The sequence below is a fragment of the Laceyella sacchari genome (assembly GCF_024927925.1).
GTDB lineage: Bacteria > Bacillota > Bacilli > Thermoactinomycetales > Thermoactinomycetaceae > Laceyella > Laceyella sacchari.
Genome location: NZ_CP103866.1, coordinates 1,914,720 through 1,935,682, shown reverse-complemented (window position 1 = coordinate 1,935,682; position 20,963 = coordinate 1,914,720). Strand labels below are relative to the sequence as shown.

20 protein-coding genes are annotated in these 20,963 nt (G+C 49.8%); 19 read left to right on the top strand and 1 reads right to left on the bottom strand.

Annotation, left to right across the window (positions count from 1 at the left end; translation table 11 throughout):
* Positions 1 to 46 precede the first annotated feature (46 nt).
* From yfmF to NYR52_RS09520, 12 genes are all read left to right on the top strand, one after another.
* Positions 47 to 1,345 carry an EF-P 5-aminopentanol modification-associated protein YfmF gene (gene yfmF, locus NYR52_RS09575; protein ID WP_022737593.1) on the top strand — a complete coding sequence of 433 codons (1,299 nt, stop codon included), beginning with the start codon at positions 47 to 49 and terminating at the stop codon, positions 1,343 to 1,345.
* A complete protein-coding gene (gene yfmH, locus NYR52_RS09570; protein WP_259435546.1) occupies positions 1,332 to 2,624 on the top strand; it encodes an EF-P 5-aminopentanol modification-associated protein YfmH in 1,293 nt (430 codons plus the stop codon). The genes yfmF and yfmH overlap by 14 nt, the downstream gene beginning before the upstream one ends.
* Positions 2,625 to 2,677: 53 nt before the next feature.
* On the top strand, positions 2,678 to 3,430 hold the full coding sequence (gene ymfI / locus NYR52_RS09565) for an elongation factor P 5-aminopentanone reductase (RefSeq protein ID WP_132220816.1): 753 nt from the start codon (positions 2,678 to 2,680) through the stop codon (positions 3,428 to 3,430).
* A gap of 74 nt (positions 3,431 to 3,504) precedes the next feature.
* Positions 3,505 to 3,756 (top strand): DUF3243 domain-containing protein, encoded by a 252-nt coding sequence (locus NYR52_RS09560; RefSeq protein WP_022737596.1) that lies wholly within the window; start codon positions 3,505 to 3,507, stop codon positions 3,754 to 3,756.
* A 174-nt stretch (positions 3,757 to 3,930) separates the two neighbouring features.
* Complete coding sequence (locus NYR52_RS09555) at positions 3,931 to 4,695, top strand: DUF3388 domain-containing protein (protein WP_102992628.1); 765 nt, start codon at positions 3,931 to 3,933, stop codon at positions 4,693 to 4,695.
* Between the two features lie 21 nt (positions 4,696 to 4,716).
* A complete protein-coding gene (locus NYR52_RS09550) occupies positions 4,717 to 5,934 on the top strand; it encodes a helix-turn-helix domain-containing protein (RefSeq protein WP_259435545.1) in 1,218 nt (405 codons plus the stop codon).
* A gap of 26 nt (positions 5,935 to 5,960) precedes the next feature.
* Positions 5,961 to 7,043, top strand: a complete 1,083-nt coding sequence (locus NYR52_RS09545) for a helix-turn-helix domain-containing protein (RefSeq protein ID WP_259435544.1) — start codon at positions 5,961 to 5,963, stop codon at positions 7,041 to 7,043.
* 370 nt (positions 7,044 to 7,413) lie between these two features.
* A complete protein-coding gene (locus NYR52_RS09540; protein ID WP_158283261.1) occupies positions 7,414 to 8,847 on the top strand; it encodes a helix-turn-helix domain-containing protein in 1,434 nt (477 codons plus the stop codon).
* Positions 8,848 to 8,963: 116 nt separating this feature from the next.
* Positions 8,964 to 9,842, top strand: a complete 879-nt coding sequence (locus NYR52_RS09535; RefSeq protein WP_259435543.1) for a RodZ domain-containing protein — start codon at positions 8,964 to 8,966, stop codon at positions 9,840 to 9,842.
* A 243-nt stretch (positions 9,843 to 10,085) separates the two neighbouring features.
* Positions 10,086 to 10,670: a CDP-diacylglycerol--glycerol-3-phosphate 3-phosphatidyltransferase gene (pgsA, locus tag NYR52_RS09530; protein WP_022737602.1), complete on the top strand. Its 585-nt coding sequence runs from the start codon at positions 10,086 to 10,088 to the stop codon at positions 10,668 to 10,670.
* Between the two features lie 43 nt (positions 10,671 to 10,713).
* Positions 10,714 to 11,967, top strand: a complete 1,254-nt coding sequence (locus NYR52_RS09525; protein ID WP_132220806.1) for a competence/damage-inducible protein A — start codon at positions 10,714 to 10,716, stop codon at positions 11,965 to 11,967.
* The gene (locus NYR52_RS09520; RefSeq protein WP_022737604.1) at positions 11,964 to 13,547 is read left to right on the top strand and encodes a DEAD/DEAH box helicase; all 1,584 of its coding nucleotides are present in this window, start codon (positions 11,964 to 11,966) and stop codon (positions 13,545 to 13,547) included. Before NYR52_RS09525 ends, NYR52_RS09520 begins: the two co-directional genes overlap by 4 nt.
* Positions 13,548 to 13,590: 43 nt before the next feature.
* On the opposite strand, the gene NYR52_RS09515 is transcribed toward NYR52_RS09520, so the two are convergent.
* Positions 13,591 to 13,878 (bottom strand): metal-sulfur cluster assembly factor, encoded by a 288-nt coding sequence (locus NYR52_RS09515; protein ID WP_375163200.1) that lies wholly within the window; start codon positions 13,876 to 13,878, stop codon positions 13,591 to 13,593.
* A 185-nt stretch (positions 13,879 to 14,063) separates the two neighbouring features.
* On the opposite strand from NYR52_RS09515, the gene recA reads away from it, so the two are divergent.
* The 7 genes from recA to rny all read left to right on the top strand — a co-directional run bounded on the left by recA (position 14,064) and on the right by rny (position 20,929).
* A complete protein-coding gene (gene recA, locus NYR52_RS09510; RefSeq protein ID WP_132220802.1) occupies positions 14,064 to 15,149 on the top strand; it encodes a recombinase RecA in 1,086 nt (361 codons plus the stop codon).
* 18 nt (positions 15,150 to 15,167) lie between these two features.
* Positions 15,168 to 15,821: a RecX family transcriptional regulator gene (locus tag NYR52_RS09505; RefSeq protein ID WP_022737607.1), complete on the top strand. Its 654-nt coding sequence runs from the start codon at positions 15,168 to 15,170 to the stop codon at positions 15,819 to 15,821.
* A complete protein-coding gene (locus NYR52_RS09500) occupies positions 15,821 to 16,801 on the top strand; it encodes a metallophosphoesterase family protein (RefSeq protein WP_132220798.1) in 981 nt (326 codons plus the stop codon). Before NYR52_RS09505 ends, NYR52_RS09500 begins: the two co-directional genes overlap by 1 nt.
* A complete protein-coding gene (locus tag NYR52_RS09495; RefSeq protein WP_132220796.1) occupies positions 16,798 to 18,246 on the top strand; it encodes an AAA family ATPase in 1,449 nt (482 codons plus the stop codon). Before NYR52_RS09500 ends, NYR52_RS09495 begins: the two co-directional genes overlap by 4 nt.
* A 4-nt stretch (positions 18,247 to 18,250) precedes the next feature.
* On the top strand, positions 18,251 to 18,496 hold the full coding sequence (locus NYR52_RS09490; protein ID WP_022737610.1) for a hypothetical protein: 246 nt from the start codon (positions 18,251 to 18,253) through the stop codon (positions 18,494 to 18,496).
* A 1-nt stretch (position 18,497) separates the two neighbouring features.
* Positions 18,498 to 19,172: an ATP-binding protein gene (locus NYR52_RS09485; RefSeq protein WP_259435542.1), complete on the top strand. Its 675-nt coding sequence runs from the start codon at positions 18,498 to 18,500 to the stop codon at positions 19,170 to 19,172.
* A 212-nt stretch (positions 19,173 to 19,384) separates the two neighbouring features.
* Entirely contained in the window at positions 19,385 to 20,929 is a 1,545-nt protein-coding gene (rny, locus tag NYR52_RS09480) for a ribonuclease Y (protein WP_022737612.1), read from the top strand.
* The last annotated feature ends 34 nt before the right edge of the window (positions 20,930 to 20,963 follow it).

The following is a 20,963-nucleotide window of genomic DNA, read 5'->3' as shown; positions in this document are numbered from 1 at the left end:
AGTCTATAATGTTAATACATCGGCACATTAAAGGAGAGGTGTCAACGTGGCCAATAACCATTTTGAAACCGTTTCGATTGGAAATATCCAAGTGCATGTCTTACCAAGCACCAAGTTTAAAACGACCACGTTTGTAGCTTATATCGGACAAGAACTTAAGCCGGAAACCGTAACCAAAACCGCGCTGTTGCCGGCAGTGTTGCAACGGGGTACACAATCGACCCCCACCACGATCCAATTGAAAAGGAAGCTGGATGATCTGTACGGAGCCATCCTGTTTGGCGACGTGTCCAAACGAGGGGAACGCCACCTGATGGAATTTGGTCTGGAAATCGCCAATGAGCGGTATTTGCAGGACAAGCCGGCGCTTTTGGAAGAAGGGCTGTCCTTTTTCACCGAAGTGTTGTTTGCCCCGGCAACCGAAGGCAATGGGTTTAAAGCTTCTTATGTGGAAGCTGAAAAGAAGAACCTCAAGCAAAAAATCGAGAGCTTGCAAGACGACAAAATCCGCTATGCCGCTCAGCGCATGGTAGAAGAGATGTGCAAAGGTGAACCCTACGCCTTGTTTACTCACGGACGGCTAGCTGATTTGGAGCAATTGGGGGCGACCGAACTTTATACATATTATCAGGATGTGATTCAAACCTGCCCCATTGACCTGTACTGCGTGGGCAATGTTTCAACAGAACAGGTTGTCGAACTGTTGCGTGACCGCTTGGCCTCGCAGGCTACTGGGCAACGCAAGACATATACACTCGCCCCCGTCGTCCGCGAAGTGAAGGAAGAAAAGGTGGTTGTCGATCGGCTCAATGTCAAACAAGGCAAATTAAACATCGGTTGCCGTACACAAACGGAGATCACTTCAAACGACTATCCGGCACTGGTTGTCTACAACGGGATTTTGGGTGGGTTCCCGCACTCTAAGCTTTTCCGCAATGTGCGTGAAAAGGCCAGTCTGGCGTACTACTGCTCTTCCCGACTGGAAAGCCTCAAAGGCTTGTTGATGATCCAATCCGGCATCGAAATCGGCAATTACCAACGAGCGGTCGATATCATCAAAGAACAATTGGAAGCCATGCGTCAGGGACGGATCGACCAACAAGAATTGGAACAAACCAAAGCGACATTGACCAATGCTTACAAAGAACAGCAAGACCGCTCATACGAGCTGATCCATTTCCATCACCAATCGGTGTTGGCTGGGCAAGAAAGAACGCTGGAGCAGATGCTGCAAGCCATTCAGCGCGTCAGCATGGAAGATGTCGTGCGGGTGGCGCAAAAGGTGCAATTGGATACGATTTATTTCCTGCGTGACCAGGAGGGGAATGCTGATGCAAAAAATTGAATTCGCCCAAATCCAAGAAACCCTGTTTTATGAAAAGCTGCCCAATGGATTGCATGTGTACATCTTGCCGAAGCAAGGGTTCAGCAAGACGTATGCCACTTTCACGACGAAATACGGTTCGGTTGACAACACCTTTCAAGTGCCCGGCAAGGAGAAAATCTCTGTACCCGACGGGATTGCCCACTTTTTGGAGCACAAGATGTTTGAACAGCCTTCCGGTGAAGATGTTTTCCAAGAGTTTTCACGCAAGGGTGCTTCAGCCAACGCATTTACCAGCTTTACTAGAACAGCTTATCTCTTTTCTTGCACCGACCATGTGGACAAAAATTTGACCACTCTGCTCGATTTTGTGCAATCACCCCATTTCACGGATGAAAATGTGGAGAAGGAAAAAGGAATCATCGGTCAGGAAATCCGCATGTATGATGACAATCCAGATTGGCGCTCTTATTTTGGTCTGATTGAGGCGATGTACCAAAAACATCCCGTGAAAATCGATATCGCAGGCACAGTAGAGTCCATTGCACAAATCAACAAAGAGTTGCTGTACACCTGTTACGAGACGTTTTATCATCCAAGCAACATGCTGTTATTTGTCGTCGGTGCGGTGGACCCGGAGCGCACCATGACCTTGATCAGGGAAAACCAAGCCGCCAAACAGTTTGAGCAACAAGCGGAGATCGTCCGTTTCTTTGATGAAGAGCCGGACGAGGTGGCCCAGCCGCTGAACGAAATGAAATTGAGCGTTGGTATTTCCAAGTGCTTGTTTGGTTTCAAAGAGGGCAAAGCTTGGACCCAAGTGGAAGGGGAAGCCGCACTCAAACAAGAATTGGCGACCCAAGTCGTGCTGGAGGCCTTGATCGGCCCGGCGACTGAATTATATCAATCCCTGTATGACGAAGGTCTGATCGATGATAACTTCGGATTTGACTACTCATTGGAGAGCGGATTTGGCTTTTCGATGATGGGAGGGGATACACCGAATCCCGATCGGTTGTTGGAGCGGTTACGGGAAGAATTGCCGAAGAAAATCGACCAAGGCATTTCGCAGGACACCTTTGATCGCATCCGCAAGAAAAAAATCGGTAGCAATTTGCGCTATCTCAATTCTCCTGAGTGGATTGCTAATCAATTCACCAGTTACCAGTTCAAAGGGGTAGACTTGTTCCGCATCATTCCGATGTTGGAGGAGTTAACACTGGCTGACGTAAACAAGCGAATGAAAGAACATATCGATTGGTCGCGTTTTGCCGTGTCGCTTGTGCGGCCATTGGGATAATAGATGTATGCGTCCTTGAAAAAGGGCGCCTTTTTAAATGGAGGGATAGACGGATGGAAGTGAAGTTGGCAGGGGAAGTTGCGTGGGTTACCGGAGCGAGCGGAGGGATCGGCGCGGCTGTTGCAGAAGTGTTGGCAGAGGCAGGGGCCGCGGTGGCGGTCGGATATCTGCATTCCGCGGCTGAAGCACAATGTGTTGTTGAGCGTTGTCAAACATACGGCAGGCCGGCTTTTGCGGTGCGGCATGACGTGGCGAGAAGAGACTCGGTAGACCAGGCACACCAAGCGATTGTTTCCCAATTGGGAGCGCCGACGGTTCTTATCCATGCTGCTGGACAGGGCATGGTCGGCTTTTTTCAGGATCATTCGGAGAGTGAGTTTGATGACGTCATGGATGTACATGTGCGGGGGTTTTTTCACTTGGCGCAAGTCGTGTTGCCGAGTATGTTAAATCGCAAACATGGGCGGATCGTGGCGGTCTCATCCATATGGGGCCAGACGGGTGGCGCGCTGGAAGTGCTTTATTCTGCCGCCAAGGGAGCGCAGATCGGCATGGTGAAAGCCCTCGCTAAAGAATTGGCGCGATCGGGAATCACAGTAAACGCGGTGGCTCCTGGCGCCATTCACACGAAGTTGTTGGATGGGCAACTAACCCGTGATGAACAGAAGGCGTTGGCTGATGATATCCCGATGGGAAGATTGGGGGCACCAAACGAGGTGGCCCATGCGGTGAAATACCTGTGTTCTGGCGACGCGGGTTATGTGACTGGCCAAGTGCTTGCGGTCAATGGCGGTTGGTACACATAAGCATAAAAAATATGTTTTTGTCCCATATTACTCTTAGAGCGATAAAATCGCTGAGTGGTATAGGAGGGAAAAGTATGACCATCTTGGAAAATTTTGATCAGTGGAAAGAGTTTTTGTCAAATCGTGTGCATCAAGCGGAGAAGCTGGGCATGGATCGCGAAACGATTTCCGAATTGGCCTACCAAATTGGTGACTATTTGGCAAAAGACGTTGACCCGCAAAACGAGCAAGAGCGGCTGTTAGCCGATTTGTGGAGTGTGGCTAGTGAAGATGAGCAACGTACCATGGCGAATTTAATGGTAAAATTAGTTGATTCAAATAAGTGATTATTGCATCGTATATAAAAATAAAACACCTGTAGATATCAGGTGTTTTATTTTTATAACTACATAATTTGTTTATTTTTAAAACTACCTCCTTCAATTTGGATTATGCTATACTAAAAGTCATATGAATCCCTTCTAAAGACAAGCGGTGAAGGAGTGGAGGGGTGTTTTGGAATGAGTTCTCAGGAATGGTATTTGGAATATCAAATTCATAAAAACCGACCGGGGCTTCTAGGGGATCTCGCCTCTTTGCTGGGTATGCTTTCCATAAACATTGTGACAATTAACGGTGTGGAAAACAGACGCCGAGGAATGCTTTTGCGAACAGAGGAACAACAAAAAATTGAAGCATTGAAACAGATCCTCCTCGGTGTTGACAATATCACGATCACCGCATTGCGCCCGCCGAAATTGGTGGATAGAATGGCCATACGGCATGGGCGGTATTTGGATCGGTGCATTGAAGACAAGCGAACCTACCGTTTTACCAGGGACGAATTAGGCTTGCTTGTTGATTTTATGGCAGAGCTGTTCAAAAAAGAAGGGCACCAGCTGGTCGGGGTGCGGGGTATGCCACGCGTGGGGAAAACAGAGTCAATCGTGGCTTCCAGTGTCTGCGCAAATAAACGGTGGACATTTGTTTCATCCACCTTGCTGAAGCAGACGGTTCGGAGTCAGTTGGCTCACGATGAATTGTCTGAGAACCATGTGTACATCATCGATGGCATTGTGTCTACGCGCAGAGCCACCGAACGGCATGACCAATTGGTCAGGGACATTTTGCGGATGCAAGCAACCAAAGTGATTGAGCATCCAGATATTTTTGTCAAAGAGACGGAATACACGCTCGATGACTTTGACACAATTATTGAATTGAGAAATCATCCTGATGAACAGATTACGTACGAAGTGGTGGAACCAGAATTTGATGGATTTTAACAAACGTTTGGAGGGGGAAACATGGCCGGGATTGGAGCTTATTTGCGTCAGGCGCGAGAGCGGCAGGGATACACGCTCGAGCAAATGAACAGTTCTACGAACATTCATACAGAATATTTGAATGCGTTGGAAAATGATCGCTTCGATCAATTGCCAAGTCCGTTTTATGCCAAAGCATTTTTGCGTACATATGCGAAATGCTTGGGCTTAGACGCGCGGCCTTTATTGGATTACTTTGAGAAAACGGTGCTGGGGAAAACGGAAGAACCTGCACAACCGACGGTGCAACCGGCTCCACAACCGCGTGCTACGTTCGGATCAAACAATATCAAACCAGGTGAAGCAAAGCAAGATTCGTTTGCTTTGCCACAAGGCCAACCAATGCGCCAAACACAGCCGCAATCATCGATAAACAAAAAGACAAAACCACAAGATCAACAAACGACTCGCTCTGTGATGCCGGTTTCCATGCAACAAGGAGGGCATGTTCAACAGACTCCTTTGCAACCAAGGGCCGCACAGTCCATGCCACCGAGGGCGATGACACCACCGCAACTACAATCTATGACGCCTCAGGCACAGCCGCCCACACCATTGCCACCATCACAGCCACAACAACCAACACCATCGCTTGAAATTACACAAACTCTGCGTTCGAATTTGCCGAACTTGCAGCAAACCTTGCAACACCAACCGCTGGCACCGCGCCGGATCGCTTTGGAGAGCAAGAGTGAAGGCCGGAAAGATAAAAAGCCCCTCACATGGGTTTTGCCCGCTGCCATTGGAGCGCTGTTACTGGTGGGCGGAACGTTGTATTTCACCGTGTTTCAGCCGGAAAGCAATACAGCCGGCGGAAATGTGGACAAGAATGTGGCCGATTCCGTTGACCATAGCGTGCGTGCAGATGGGCAGAACACGGTCTACCTGGAAGAGGGTGGGACATCCGACAATCCATTGGAAGGGCAATTGTATTATGTGCGAAACGCTAATAAGCTGGAAGTGAAATTGAAAGGCAGGGACGGCGAATCGACCGTCAGCTTTGCCCCAACGGCCAAAGACACCCCGAAAGAATTTACCTTGAAAGTCGGCGAAGAGAAATCTTTGGAGATCGGTAACCAAAATCAGGTATGGTTCCGCTTGGGCACCCCATCCAATGTGGAAGTGACAGCGAATGGGCAGACGATCAACACCTCAGCTCAAGATACGGAGAAAAGTTACCGGGTGCAATTGAAGAAATGATGAAGTAGTTGGCGGGAGGGATCAGCTTGTCTAATGAAATAGGTTACCGATTACGACAAGCGCGTGAATTATTGAGGCTTTCGCTTGAAGATGTAGAAGCGACCACACGAATTCAGAAAAAATATTTGATTGCTTTGGAGCAGGGGGATTTCAGTCAATTTCCCAGTCCGGCGTATGTGCGTGCTTATGCTTTGGCCGTAGGCGAAAATCCACAACAATTGTTGCAACTTTACCAGCCAGGGCCCCAACCACCGACCGGTGCGAGGTCGATGAACCGGCGATCGCCACAACAACCAGTGGCGGGAAGGCAACAGCTGAGACAAGGCAACACCCGGATGACTCCAACACCATCTGCCCACCCGAACCACATGGAGCAAGAGAAGTACTTGCGCCAAATGACAGAAGAATCTGCGGAACTCGTAGAACAACCAGCGCTGGTGCGCACGGCCAAGGGCAAGCCGCGGCGTCCTCAGATGCCGGCGGATGTGCCGGATCCGGAGGAACTGGGGATCACTTCTTCTCCGCCTGAGCCGGTAGCAGGGCCGCGCAGGCAAGCAAGCCCGCCCCTACAACCGCGTAGAAGAGATACGAGGCGGGAAAAAAAGAAGCAAGGCTCCGTATTCGGTAAGGTATATACAATCATGTTGATCGTGGGCGCGGTGTTGCTGGTTCTCGCTACCATCGCATTTATGTGGTACCGGGCAGAAAACGCAGCACAATTAAAATCGAAGGAAGCCCCTCTTACAGTGAAGCAAAATCAGGTGAAAGAAGCGGACAAGCCGTTGGGCAAACCGCGTTTGTCCGTTCTCTCCACCTCGCCTGAGGGTCCGGACCGATATGAACTGATCAACGCGCATGAGTTGGAGTTGAAAATCAGTTGGTTGAGAGAGTCGGGTAGCGCATTTGAAGTGCGGAAACAAGAGATAGACAAGCCGTTTGTCCAAGGTGAGGTTACCGAGGATAAAAAAGTATTCACCCAGTCATTTACGACTGGGGTCTGGCTCAAATTGTTAGAACCTAAAAACGTTTCTGTAAATATTAACGGATTTCCTGTTGGCGTCAATAAATATTCCAGCGAAAAAGATATTTATATCTCCGTTGTGAAGTGAAGCTCTCTGTGATAAGAGAGCTTTTTTGACACATGAAAAAGGTCGTGGTATGCTTGAGTCAAATTCTAAACAACCTTCTTAGGTGTTTTTGTTATATAAATCTACTAAGAATGGTTATTGATTTTGATAAACAACTTCTGTTAATCTGAAAAGTATGGGTTAGTGATTGAGTTGCTTTTATACAATCAGCCATATGTAAAAACGTATCTGCATGAACCGAGAGATGGATGTTCTGGTGCCTGAAAAGTAATATATTCACTTTTAGTCTTAGCTAATCGGCAGATACATTGGGAGTATATCTACCATTTTAAGTGAAAACAAATTGAAGGTTGGAACATGTTTATTGACAGCCTTTCAGGAGGTGGCTGGGGTGTCTGTCGAAATCGGCTCATATCTTCGACAAGCCCGCGAAGCGATTGGTCTATCCCTCGATCAATTACAGGAAAAGACGAAAATTCAAAAATCTTTTTTGATTGCAATCGAAAATGGCGAGTTTGATAAATTGCCTAGTCCATTCTATGTACGGACATACCTTCGCTCATATGCCAATTGTGTAAAAATTGAACCTCATCATATTTTGAGACAATATCGCAAAATGGAACAGGCGGAACGTTTTAATACAACTGTTCTCAAAGCCATTACCGAAAATGATTTAGCGCAGACCCAAGCGCACTCGTTTAACGGACAGTTGACGGGCAAACTGCCCACCATCAATCAAGCGACGGGCGTTCACAAGCCGGTTGGACAACAGACGAGTGCATTCCGTTTGCCAACAGCCAACCAAAAACCTGCTCAATCCCGCATCAACACTCAAACGGCATTGACCGCGAAGCGCACGGAAAGCGACAAGTTGCGCAGGGACAAAGAGCTGGCACGTCGGGATGTGGGTTACCAACGGACGACAAGTATGATGAAGGCAATTTCCCCAAAACAAGAGTTGGAGCAGACTATTCCGGGGAATGTTCAAACGACATTTAATCAGCCTAAAGTCACAGCACCGCAACTGCCGGAGGAGACTCCACTCAGCCAGGAGTCGACACTTGCGCACACGTTGACTTCAAGGCGGACGCGGGACAACCAAAAATTAAACCCGACCAGCACCGGGCCAAAAAGCATCTTATCGCGCACCGCCCAAATGAAAAAGGTGGATACAAGCTCCACCAATCCATTGCCGTCGGTGCGTGAACCGTTTTCCCAAGAGCAGGAGCAACACGATCCAACGGATCAGCAGGCTGTACAAATGCCATCGCTGTCCAGAAGCGCCGTCAAAAACAAGAAGCCGAAAAAGGTCTCCATGCCGAAATTCAAGGCTCCTAAGCGTTCTGTGATCATCGCGGCGGCCAGTTTGGCTTTGTGTATTCCAATTGCTTGGGGCGTTGCATCCTTTGTTGGGGATGATGAAGATAGCAAGAGCAAGGAGCAAATTACGACAGGCGAGACCAAATCCCAACAGCCGGCGCCAAATCAGGAGCCGACGCCAACACCCTCGCCTACAACTACGCTTAAGTTTATCAGCAGCGGAAAGACAACCGACCATTACCGGGTGAGTGGAGCGGGGGCGGAGATCAAGGTGGAGGCTTTGGGAGAGTTGGGACTTGATCTTCGTCACCGAGCCGATGGGAGTCCGTTTAAAGATGTAAGAGTGAGTGCGGGCAATACGTTCACTTACAAGCATGACTTTTCACAGAGTCCTGACATCTACATCTATCTCAACAAACCGGACAATGCCAAAGTGACAGTCAATGGAGAATCAGTGCAGAAATCGGCGACGTTCATTCATCTCAAACAAGATAATAACCAATAGTGAAAAAGCAAGCCTAACCACTCACAGGCTTGCTTTTTTGACGAATCTTTCCCCTGTGAGCTATACTGTAGGAGTTAATTCTGTTCAATCATCCCTATAGGAGGTACATAGGTGAAATGCCTAACCCTTTTACACAATTGAGAACAACTAGGGAAAACCAACAACTAAGCGTGTCGGATGTGGCGGAGTTAACCCAAATTGAGCCGCACTATATAGAAGCGCTTGAAAGCGCCGAATTTTCGAAGTTGCCGGATCCGGTTTATGTAAGAGGATATATCCGTACGTACGCCCGTGTTTTAAATGTGGCCCCTAATCCTTTATTGAGCCACTACAAAAAATGGGAGGAACAACAATCCTCCATGGAGACAGTGGCCACTGTTGGCAGTGCCGTTCCCGCTGCCTCGTTAAGTAGAAAAGAGCGATCCAAACGGGCAAAGGATGATGCCGGCCGAGCGGCTTTAATCAATGAGTGGTGGAACCGTCTGTCTCAAAATAAAGTCGTCTGGGTGACGGCTGCGGTGATCGCCGTGCTCGCCATCGGGGCGGTGGTTACTTGGACAGTGGTCAGCGGAGGCCAAGAAGTGAAAGTTGTATCCGCTGACTCAGAGGCGAAGCCTAGCGATGAGTCCGTGATAAATAAGGAGCGCCCCCGTGTGATGCTGGTTCAAACCTCGGACAGTTATGAGTTTGGCGATGTTTATCAAGTTGAAAACGCGGATCAGGTGGTGGTCAAAATCACGGCCAAAAAACCGACGGATATCCGTGTACGCGCTGGCGGCCCGAAAGGAAAAGAACTGTTCGACAAGCGGCTGGAGGCAAACCAGACGATGACGTTCAACGACGACAAGTGGTTGTCCGTGCGCTTAGATAACCCCAATCAAGTGGCGTTGTTTGCCAACGGAGTGTTGATCGACACCTCAACGCAAAAAGAAGTGTCACTTTACCAAGTGCGTATGGCCAACGCAACCGGGGAAGACTCGGCCGCACAAGAATAAGCATGGAATAGGGCAGGGGAATCCCTGCTCTTTTTTGACACCGCCCAGCCGGTTGGTTTATACTTACGAAAGAATTACACTAGGAAAGCTTTGGCTTGAGAGTGTGTGCTGACCAGGGTGCTGACGGGCCCGCTTATTCAGTTATTTCCCATCTGACCAAAAAGATGGTTCTTGGTTTAAGATGGTGCTATAAATTACATTACTATCTGAGTGAATCTGTCATAGCCAGGGAGGTTGGTTAAGGTGAACCTAGCCAACAAGATTACGCTGGCCCGTATCTTCTTAGTACCAGTCGTGATGCTTTTTTTGTTGGTTCGCTTTAATATGGGCTACGTCCAGGTAGGAAGCGTTACCCTAACCGTGAGTGAGATTATTGCCACCTTCATTTTCATTTTGGCTGCCGTCACCGACGGGCTGGATGGGTATCTGGCCCGCAAAAACAAAATGGTGACCACATTGGGTAAATTTTTGGACCCTTTGGCCGATAAGTTATTGATTACGGCGGCATTGATTTCACTTGTCGAAATGCAACGCCTGGAAGCGTGGATTGCGATTGTTATCATCAGTCGCGAATTTGCCATCACAGGTCTGAGGATGATTGCGGTGGCTGAAGGGGTGGTCATCGCGGCTAGTCCGTTGGGGAAGCTGAAAACGATCACTCAGATCGTCGCCATTGTGGCGTTGATGCTGAACAATGTTCCGTTTTCTTCGATCGCTTTTCCATTCTCAGAAATTGTTACATGGCTTGCGGTGATCGTGACGGTGATTTCCGGACTTGATTATTTCTACAAAAACAGAAAGATCGTCTCGATGACCCATTTGCAGTAACCCAATGCATTGGAAGGAAGTTACGTTAGAGAGGAACGATGGCATGCGCGCGGAAGTGATTACGGTCGGTTCGGAGCTGTTGTTGGGTGAAACGGTGGACACACATTCCGCCTATCTCTCGCGCGAGTGTTTTTCCCTTGGAGTGGAAGTGGTTTTTCACACTTCTGTTGGTGATGATCAAGCGCGGTTGATGGAAGTTATTGAGCAGGCGCATAAGCGCTCTCAATTGGTTTTCCTGTGTGGCGGACTCGGCCCCACGCTTGATGATTTGACAAAGGAAACGCTTTCGGTTTTTTTGGGGATTCCATTGGTGCGGGACCCTGCTGTAGTGGCTGCGTTGGAAGAGTGGTTTCAAGGGCGTTCGCGAAGCATTCCATCCAATAATTACAAGCAGGCCCATGTTTTTGAAGATGGTGTTGTGTTTCACAATGCGCATGGGACAGCGCCTGGATTGGCTGTTTCCAAAGACGGCGTGACTTATGTGCTTCTGCCGGGTCCACCGCGTGAATTGATCCCCATGTTTGAGCAACAAGTTCGTCCGTATATCTTGGACACCTTTGCCAGTGGGCAAGCGTTGGTGTCCGAGGCATTGTCCTTTTTTGGGATTGGCGAGTCGCTCCTTGAGGAGACTTGCAAAGACTTGATTGAAGCTAATGACAATCCCATCATCGCTACATATGCGAAAGAAGCAGGCGTGACTTTGCGGTTAACTGCCCGGGCAGCTACCGAGCCGGCAGCGCGGGAGTTGATCGCGCCAATAAAAACAGAAGTGCTGAAGAGAACAGGAGATTACTGCTACAGTGAGCGTGAGGAACCGCTGGAAGAAGTGGTCATGCGCTCTTTGATTCAACAAGGGAAAACCGTGGCGGTCGCCGAGAGTTGCACGGGAGGGATGTTGTCCCAACTGCTTACATCCATGAAGGGGAGCAGTCAGGCGTTTATGGGGGGCATTGTTTCTTATTCCGCGTTTAGCAAGGAACAAGTGGTCGGCGTGCCTGAAGAGATCTTGGAGCGGCATGGAACGGTCAGTTCCCACACGGCAGAGGCCTTGGCTGAGCGGGTGCGGGAGCAGTTTGCTACCGATTTTGCGCTCAGTGTGACAGGTGTCGCCGGACCCGATGAGGTTGAAGGGAAGCCGGTGGGGCTCGTTTTCATCGGGTTAAAGGAAGCGTCCAAACCGGTTCGCGTCTATCGGTTGCAACTCAGGGGCTCACGCAGGCGAATTCAATTGCAAGCAGCCAAACAAGCTTGCTTCATTCTTCAGCAATGCTTAAAGAAAGGTGAAACAACACGATGAGTCGTTTTGACCAATTTGCGTTAAGCAAAGAAATTTTAAAAGGCATTCAAGATATTGGCTTTGAGGAAGCCTCCCCGATCCAAGCGGAGTGCATTCCTGCGGTGTTGCGCGGGGAAGATGTGATCGGGCAAGCCCAAACCGGTACCGGAAAGACTGCGGCATTCGGGATTCCGGTGTTGGAACGGATTGACACCAGCCATCAAGCGGTGCAAGCGATGATATTGGCACCGACCCGCGAATTGGCGATCCAAGTCTCTGAAGAAATGCGCCGGATCGGCCGGCCCAAGCGGGTGAAGACGTTGCCGATTTACGGTGGCCAAGCGATTGGCAGACAGATTAAAGCGTTGCAGCAAGGGGTTCATGTGGTTATCGGCACCCCTGGCCGTTTGCTCGACCATCTGCGTCGCGGAACGATTGACACCTCCAGTGTAGAGATCATGGTGTTGGATGAAGCCGATGAAATGTTGGACATGGGCTTCATCGACGACATCGAAGCGGTGTTCCAATACCTGCCCAAGCAACGGCAATTGTTGCTCTTCTCGGCGACGATGCCGACAACCATCCGGCAATTGGCACAAAAATATATGCGCAAACCTAAGTATATCACCGTGAATCGCGGAGAAGTGACGGTTCCGGTCATCAAGCAAGTATACTATCGCGTGTTGGAAAACCATAAGATCGATGCGTTGTGCCGGATTTTGGACAGTGAGGAAGTAGATTTGTCCATTGTGTTCTGCCGTACCAAAAAAGGAGTCGATGAACTGACTGATGCGCTCCAGGCTAGAGGGTACCTCGCAGGGGGATTGCATGGGGATTTGGCACAGCAACAGCGTGACCGTGTGATGAATGCGTTCCGCCAGGGAGAAGTTGAATTGTTGGTTGCGACCGACGTAGCCGCTCGCGGCATCGATGTGGGCAGCGTTTCCCATGTGATCAATTTCGACATCCCGCAAGATGTGGAGAGCTATGTGCACCGCATCGGACGGACGGGGCGTGCGGGTCGCAAAGGGTTTGCTCTGACGCTTGTCACACCGCGGGAAATGAAACAATTGCGCACCATTGAACAGGAGACAGGCGTTAAACTGCGGGCGCGGGAGCTGCCCAGCTTGGAAGAAGTGGCCGCAAAGCAACAACAAAGCTGGATGGGCCAAATCGAAGAGATTGTGAAATCAGATGCGGATCTCTCGTTGTTTGAAGAAATGATCGAACAGATGAATGAGAAGCTTTCTGCGGAGAAAGTGGCTGCTGCGGCCATGTACCTGGCTTTCTCGGAGCGGTTCGTCAAGAATATCGATGCAACCTATCACTTTGGGGAAACGGGTGCTTCGCCCGGGATGGTGCGTTTCTTCATCAATGTTGGACGCAATGCCAACCTGAATCCGCAAGAGTTGGCCAAAGCGATCGCTGAACATGCAGGGATTGGCTTGCGGCAAGTAGGTAAGATCAACATTTATGACCGCTTCTCTTTTGTAGAAGTGCCGGAGGATGTGGCGCCATTCGTTTATGAAGCGTTGCGCCAATCCAAAATCAACGGGGCCCGTGTTAACATGGAACCGGCAAGACCGCGCAATAAAGGATAAAGTAAAGACCGCCCGACGCAATGTGTGGGCGGTCTTTTTTATTTCAACCATCATGAATGCCGAGCGCGATTTTGGCCAAGCGGGACATGCGACTTTTGTCCCATGGCGGGTTCCAGACGATATCCACTTGCACATCTGTCACCCCATCCACCTTTTGAACGGCGTCGCGCACTTGTTGCTCAATCGTGCCGGCGAGCGGGCATCCCATGGCTGTCAAGGTCATTGTCACTTGAACGCGTCCATCATCGTCGATATCCACTCCATAGACGAGGCCGAGGTTGACGATATCGATGTTCAGCTCGGGGTCGTTTACTTCTTCCAATTGCTCCATGATGCGCTCTCTGCATTTCTCTTTATCCAATCGAATATCCCCCTTTCTGTTTGTAATGTACCACATTTTGCTGTTGCCGACACCTGCAAAAAAAACGAATAAATGTTCGCTAATGATCTTGGCAGATGGATTAAAACAGGTTATGATGGGTATATGTGATTAAGCGGAAAGAGGAGGAACTGTGCATGTCAGATCGTCGTCAGGCGTTAGAAATGGCACTTAGACAAATAGAAAAGCAATTTGGCAAAGGCTCAATCATGCGGATGGGGGAAGAAACCACCCCGCAAGTGGAGACGATTTCCAGTGGGGCGCTGGCTCTGGATATTGCTCTGGGTGTCGGCGGATATCCACGGGGTCGGATTATCGAAGTGTATGGACCTGAGTCTTCCGGTAAGACCACTGTCGCTTTGCATGCGATTGCGGAAGTGCAACGCGCAGGAGGGACTGCGGCTTTCATTGATGCGGAACACGCGTTGGACCCTGTATATGCGCAAAAATTGGGTGTTAACATCAACGAATTGTTGTTGTCCCAACCAGACACGGGGGAACAAGCGTTGGAGATCGCCGAAGCGTTGGTGCGTAGTGGAGCCGTGGACATTATCATTATCGACTCTGTAGCGGCATTGGTGCCGAAAGCGGAAATCGAAGGGGAGATGGGTGACTCTCATGTCGGTTTGCAAGCCCGTTTGATGTCCCAAGCGTTGCGCAAGCTTTCGGGAGCGATCAACAAGTCCAAAACCATCGCCATCTTCATCAACCAAATTCGTGAAAAAGTGGGTATCATGTTCGGCAATCCAGAGACGACTCCGGGTGGACGGGCTCTGAAATTCTATTCCAGCGTTCGCTTGGAAGTGCGCCGCCAAGAGACGATCAAACAAGGAGCGGACATGGTCGGTAACCGAACCAAAATCAAAGTAGTTAAAAACAAGGTCGCACCTCCGTTTAAGCAAGCGGAAGTAGACATCATGTTCGGCGAGGGGATTTCCAAAGAGGGAAGCGTCCTTGATATCGCGGCTGAACTGGACATTGTCAATAAGAGCGGAGCATGGTATTCCTTCGAGGGGGATCGCCTCGGACAGGGCCGTGAAAACGCCAAGCAGTTCCTCAAGGATCACCCAGAAATCTCAGTGAAGATTGAAAATCGGATTCGTGCGCACTACGATCTGCCCCTGACACGAGTTGAAGAGAAACCGGCAGAGCCGGCCAAGGAAGAGAAGCGCGGCCGCAAGTCGAAAGAAAAAGAGGAGACCGCTCCTTCTCTTGAGGCGTGAGCTGAAGGGTGACCACAAGTGACCAATTACATCACCCGAATTGAGAAGTGTTCCAAGCAGGCGAAGCGTTACCGTATCTTCGTGGATGGGACGGAAGTATGTTCTGTCCACGAAGATGTGTTGGTCAAATTTCATCTGTACAAAGGGATGGAAATGGAGCCGTCCCAATTGGAAGAGTTGTTGCAAGCGGAAGAGTACAACAAGGTGAAGCAGGCCGTGATGCGGTATCTCTCTTACAAACCGCGCACGGTATACGAAGTGAAGCAACATCTCAAAGAGAAGGGATATGAGGCGGCTTTGGGTGAACAGGCGATCAAGGAGATGGAAGCGCAGGGCTTCCTGGATGATCGCCAGTACGCCAAGAGCTGGGTAGCTGAACGGCATCGGCACAAAGGATACGGTACGCTTCGTTTGCGTCAGGAATTGACCAAAAAAGGAGTGGCTTCATCTCATATTGATGAGGCGCTTGCAGAGATGGACGAAGAAGAACAGCGCCAGCTGGCAATGAAGATTGCCGAACGGCGCTATCTTCGTATATGCGGAGAACCTTGGCCGACGATTGAGCGCAGATTGGGGCAGTATTTGTTACGGCAAGGTTATCCTGTATCGTTAGTGTACGAGATTTTACGGGAATTTCGCGATCGTGATGAAGCTGAAAAGGGGAATGGTTGATGCGGATTTTATATTTTACTGATACGCATATCCGGGGAACCTCTCCGCGCAGCCGAACGGATGACTTTCAACTCACCATCCGGCGCAAGATTGAGGAAGTGATTGAAATCGCTGAACGGGAACAGGTTGATTTCGTGTTACATGGGGGCGATGTGTTTGACCGCCCCAACCTGTCTCCGGCCGTTGTGCGCGAGTTTGCCCAAGTGTTTCGTCGGTTTCGCGCACCGATTTATGCCATTGCTGGCAACCATGATATCTACGGTCACAATCCAAGCACGATTGAACGCACCATGTTGGGATTGCTGGATGCATTTGGCACGGTTCGGCTGATTAGCGACGGACAGAAGGTCAAGCTGGAGAAAGATGGTTTGGTCGTCCAACTCAGCGGACAACCTTTTCATTATGATTTGGATAAGCGGGAAGTTCATTTGGATTACCATGTGGAAAACGAATGCGAAGCAGCCTACTGCATTCATATGGTGCATGGCATGCTGGTGGATCGCGCGTTGCCGGAAGGGGTACCGCATACCATGGTGGGAGATGTCTGGTGTGACGCAGTGGACATTTTATTGACCGGCCATTACCATGCAGGATTTCCGTTGCAACACCGCGCCGGCAAATATATTGTCAATCCGGGCGCGCTGGCCCGCATCAACAACCACCCGTCGGAAATCAAACGGATGCCCCAAGTCGCCTTGATCGAACTGGGCGAGTCAATTCAAATCAGCCTGATTCCCCTTCGTTCGGCCACAAGCGGAGAAGAGGTGCTGGATCGTTCCTATATTGAGAAGAACATGTACCGGCAGGAGCAACTGGCTTCTTTCGTCCAACAGATCCGTTCTGCAACGGACTTTCAAGCGGTGGACGTAATGGATATCATCGACGAAATCTCCCGCCTCAACGGGATTGACGAAGAAGTCAAATTTGAAGCCCAACGGCGGATCGCCATTGAACAAGAGAAAGGAGAGGCCGGGCATTGAGCACCTTTAAGAAGTTGGTGATCGAGAACTTCCAGTCGCATCAGCATACGACGATAGATTTTTCGGATGGGTTAAACGTGTTTGTGGGCGCGTCAGACAGTGGGAAAAGCGCCATTTTGCGGGCCATCCGTTGGGTGCTGTTCAATGTGCCGCGCGGCTCAGATTACATCCGGAGCGGTGCCAAAGAATGCCGAGTCAGCTTAACCTTTGCTGACGGAACGGAAGTGGTGCGGGTGCGCAGTACTTCTGTCAATCGTTATCTGTTGCGAAAGCCAGGCGAAGAAGAACAGGTATTTGAGGGATTCGGCAATATGGTACCTCAAGAAATCGTCGACGCTCATGGCATTGAGCCGATCAAGCTGGATCAAAAAGAATTGTATGTCCACTTTGGCACCCAATTGGAGAGCCCGTTTCTTTTGTTTGAATCCAATCAGAATAAAGCCAAGACGATCGGGCGGATCAGTGGGGCACATCTGATCGATTATGCTTTGAAAAAAGCGAGCGCAGACCGTCAGCAGATCAATGCCCAGATCAAACAGCTCGAGCAATCCCGGGACGAGATCAAAGAAAAACTGCAACCGTATGAAAACATTGCGGAGCTGGAAGAACAAGTGTCGCTTGCCGAAGAGGCTTTCAGCAAGGCGACGGAACGGAAAGCGCTGTGCGAACGGTTGCGCAAGGCTCAAGAGCAGTTAGGTCTCCTTGGCATGGCCAAAGCGGGAACGGAGCAATTTATCGCCAGCTTGCGCCAGTTGCCCGAAGCGGAGAGAATCGTCCAACAACTGGAGACGCAGAAATTTCGATACCGCTTGTTGACAAGAGCCTATGAGCAATGGGGGCGTTTGCGACTGGAAAAGGAGAAAGTGAGCCGCATCATCGAGGCCGCTGCTTCCTTGCCGAGATTGGAAAAGGAGCTGGATTCGTTAAAACTGCGTCATGATCGTCTGGTTCGTTATGTCGAAAGCAAACGCAAATGGGACGAGCATCATGCTGAACGCCTGCGTTTGGAGAAGCGCTTGCAAGCAATGGTGCATGTCCGTGATGCGGACCAGGCGGTCGGACATCTTCAAAAACAGGCAGAGCGCTTGGCTAGACTGGTGCAATTGCAACGGAGATGGAAGCTTATCCAGCAAGAGAGCGATCAATGGAAACGCATCATTGAACGCAACGAGCGGGTTCCGGCAGTGTGGCAAGAGATGCTCCCCGCTTTGTCCATGAAGAAGGAGCGGTTAAACCGCTTGGTCGAATTGTATAAGCAATGGTCGGATGTGTCGAGGCGAGTGCAGATCGGCAAGGCGTTTTGCCGCGACAAAAAAGAAGAGATCAAGCGGTTGACCGAGGAGCTGGCTGCCTATATGAAGCGGTTGGGCAATTGTCCGATGTGCAAACGGCCGATTGAAGAACATGATATGGAACACTTGATTAACGAATATTTGGGAGGGTAGACCCATGAATGATATTGAAAAAAGCATCGAGTTGTTGCGGGCGCAAACAGAAAAAGCGAAAAATGAGCTTTTGAAAGCGGAGGGAAAGCTGGAGAACCTGATGCGCAACGAAGAGGAGATCATCAAAGAAGTACGTGAACTGGGAGTGGAGCCGGAGCAATTGGAGGAAGAAATCCGGCGCTTGGAAAAAGAGATCAATGAAGAGCTGCAAAAGGCGTGGGGCTATTTACCGCAGGAGCTGAGAAAGTGATATGACCGAGTCTTCGTTTACCCAATTGAATGAAGCGTTGTCTCGTGCGAGAAACGAGTTGATTGTGCGCAAGTCAGAACGTGACTTATATTTGGGGCAATTAAAACAAACGGAAGAGCGGTGGCAAATGTGCCTCAATGAGCGCGATTTGCTGGAAAAAGTGCGAGTGCTGTTCCAATTGTCGGCGGAACACGCCCGTGAGCAGGCAAAACAACAATTGGAGACACTGGTTACCAATGCGTTGAAATATGTCTTTGGGTCGGCGTTTCGATTTGAGATTGAACTGAAGGACCATGGCGGGACGCCGACGGCTGAATTTTATGTCGTCTCGACTTGGGATGGTCAAGAAATTAAAAACAGGCCGCAAGAAGCCCGGGGTGGGGGCATTGTGGACATCGTCTCGCTCGCTTTGCGCATCGCGCTGATCGAAACAGTGAAACCGCGTTTGAGCGGACCGATTATTCTTGATGAGCCGGGTAAGCATGTGAGTGAAGATTATATCGTCCCGATGATTGAGTTTCTAAAGTCAGTCGGGGAGACCTTTGGACGGCAAGTGATTATGGTGACGCACAACATCCATTTGACGGAATCGGCCGATGCGGCTTATTTTGTGCGCTTACAAGGCGGAAAATCAGTTGTTGAACAAAGTGGTCGCCTTGACAATGGGATTGCATAAATAATACAATTGACTTGTGTCTTTGCCTCTCTTGGGGCGAAGACACCCTGATTCCAACTGAAAACGTTTGTTAGTAAAGTGGAAAATGGTTCTAGCTGGTTTTTTCCAGCCTTCACCTGGTATAGCAAGACATGACGACGGACTACAAGCGAAGACCGAGTTCATCGGTCTTGTTTTTCTAAATAGAAAAAGAGGAGGTGAGCGAAGGATCGATGGTGTTTGAACCGATTGACATCATTCTGCTGTTTGCCTCTCTCGGAGTCGGACTCGGTGCGGGATACTGGATGAGGAAAACGGCAGCAGAAGCAAGAATCGGAAGCGCCGAGAAGGAAGCTGCCGAGATTATAGAGAAAGCTGACAAAGAAGCAGAAGCGCTCAAAAAAGAGAAGATTTTTGAAGCGCGGGATGAAGCGCATCGCCTGCGGAGTGAAGCGGAAAAAGAGATTCGTGAGCAGCGCAACGAATTGCAACGAATCGAACGCCGGTTAAATCAAAAAGAAGAGACGCTAGAACGCAAGCAACATGCAATTGAACAGCGTGAAGATGAACTGAACGGAAAAGAAAAGGAAATAGGATTACGCCAACAAGAGATTGATGAGCTATACCAGGAACAGAGAAAAGAAATGGAACGGATATCTGGATTAACCACCGAAGAAGCGAGACAGCTCATTCTGGCGAAAGTAGAGAATGAGATGCGTCATGAAACCGCGCAAATCATCAAAGAGATGGAACAGCAAGCGATCGAAGAAGGAGATCGACGGGCTCGCCGGATCTTGTCGTTGGCGATCCAACGGTGCGCGGCGGATCATGTGGCGGAAACGACCGTCTCCGTCGTGTCCTTGCCAAATGATGAAATGAAAGGACGAATCATCGGTCGGGAAGGGCGCAATATCCGCACGTTGGAAACTTTGACCGGGATCGATCTCATCATTGATGATACGCCGGAAGCCGTCATCTTGTCAGGGTTTGACCCGATTCGCCGTGAAGTGGCCCGCGTGGCACTGGAAAAATTGGTTGCCGACGGACGCATTCATCCGGCGCGAATCGAAGAGATGGTGGAAAAGTCACGCCGTGATGTGGACGAGCGAATCCGCGAATACGGGGAGCAAGCCACATTTGAAACGGGTGTGCACGGTTTGCATCCAGATTTGATTAAGATTATCGGCCGATTGAAATTCCGAACAAGTTACGGACAGAATGTGCTGAAGCATTCGATGGAGGTAGCCCATCTGGCGGGATTGTTGGCGGCTGAGCTGGGTGAAGATATTCACTTGGCTAAACGAGCAGGGCTGTTGCATGATATTGGTAAAGCGATCGACCATGAAATCGAAGGGTCGCACGTGGATATCGGTGTAGAATTGGCTAAGAAATACAATGAGCATCCCATTGTTATCAACAGCATCGCTTCCCACCACGGGGACTGTGAAGCGACCAGCGTGATTGCGGTTCTGGTTAGGGCGGCAGATGCGTTGTCCGCAGCCAGACCGGGGGCGCGGAGAGAAACGCTGGAAGCGTACATCAAACGTTTGGAAAAGCTGGAGGAAATCTGCGAGTCTTTTGATGGTGTGGAGAAATCATATGCCATTCAAGCTGGACGGGAAGTGCGGATCATAGTGAAGCCGGACGAAGTGGATGACGCAGAAGCGACGCGGTTGGCCCGTGAAATCACGAAGCAAATCGAAAACCAACTGGACTATCCCGGCCATATCAAAGTAACGGTCATCCGGGAAACAAGATCGGTTGAGTACGCGAAATAAAGTGGCCTTTGGGCCGCTTTATTTTTTACAAAGA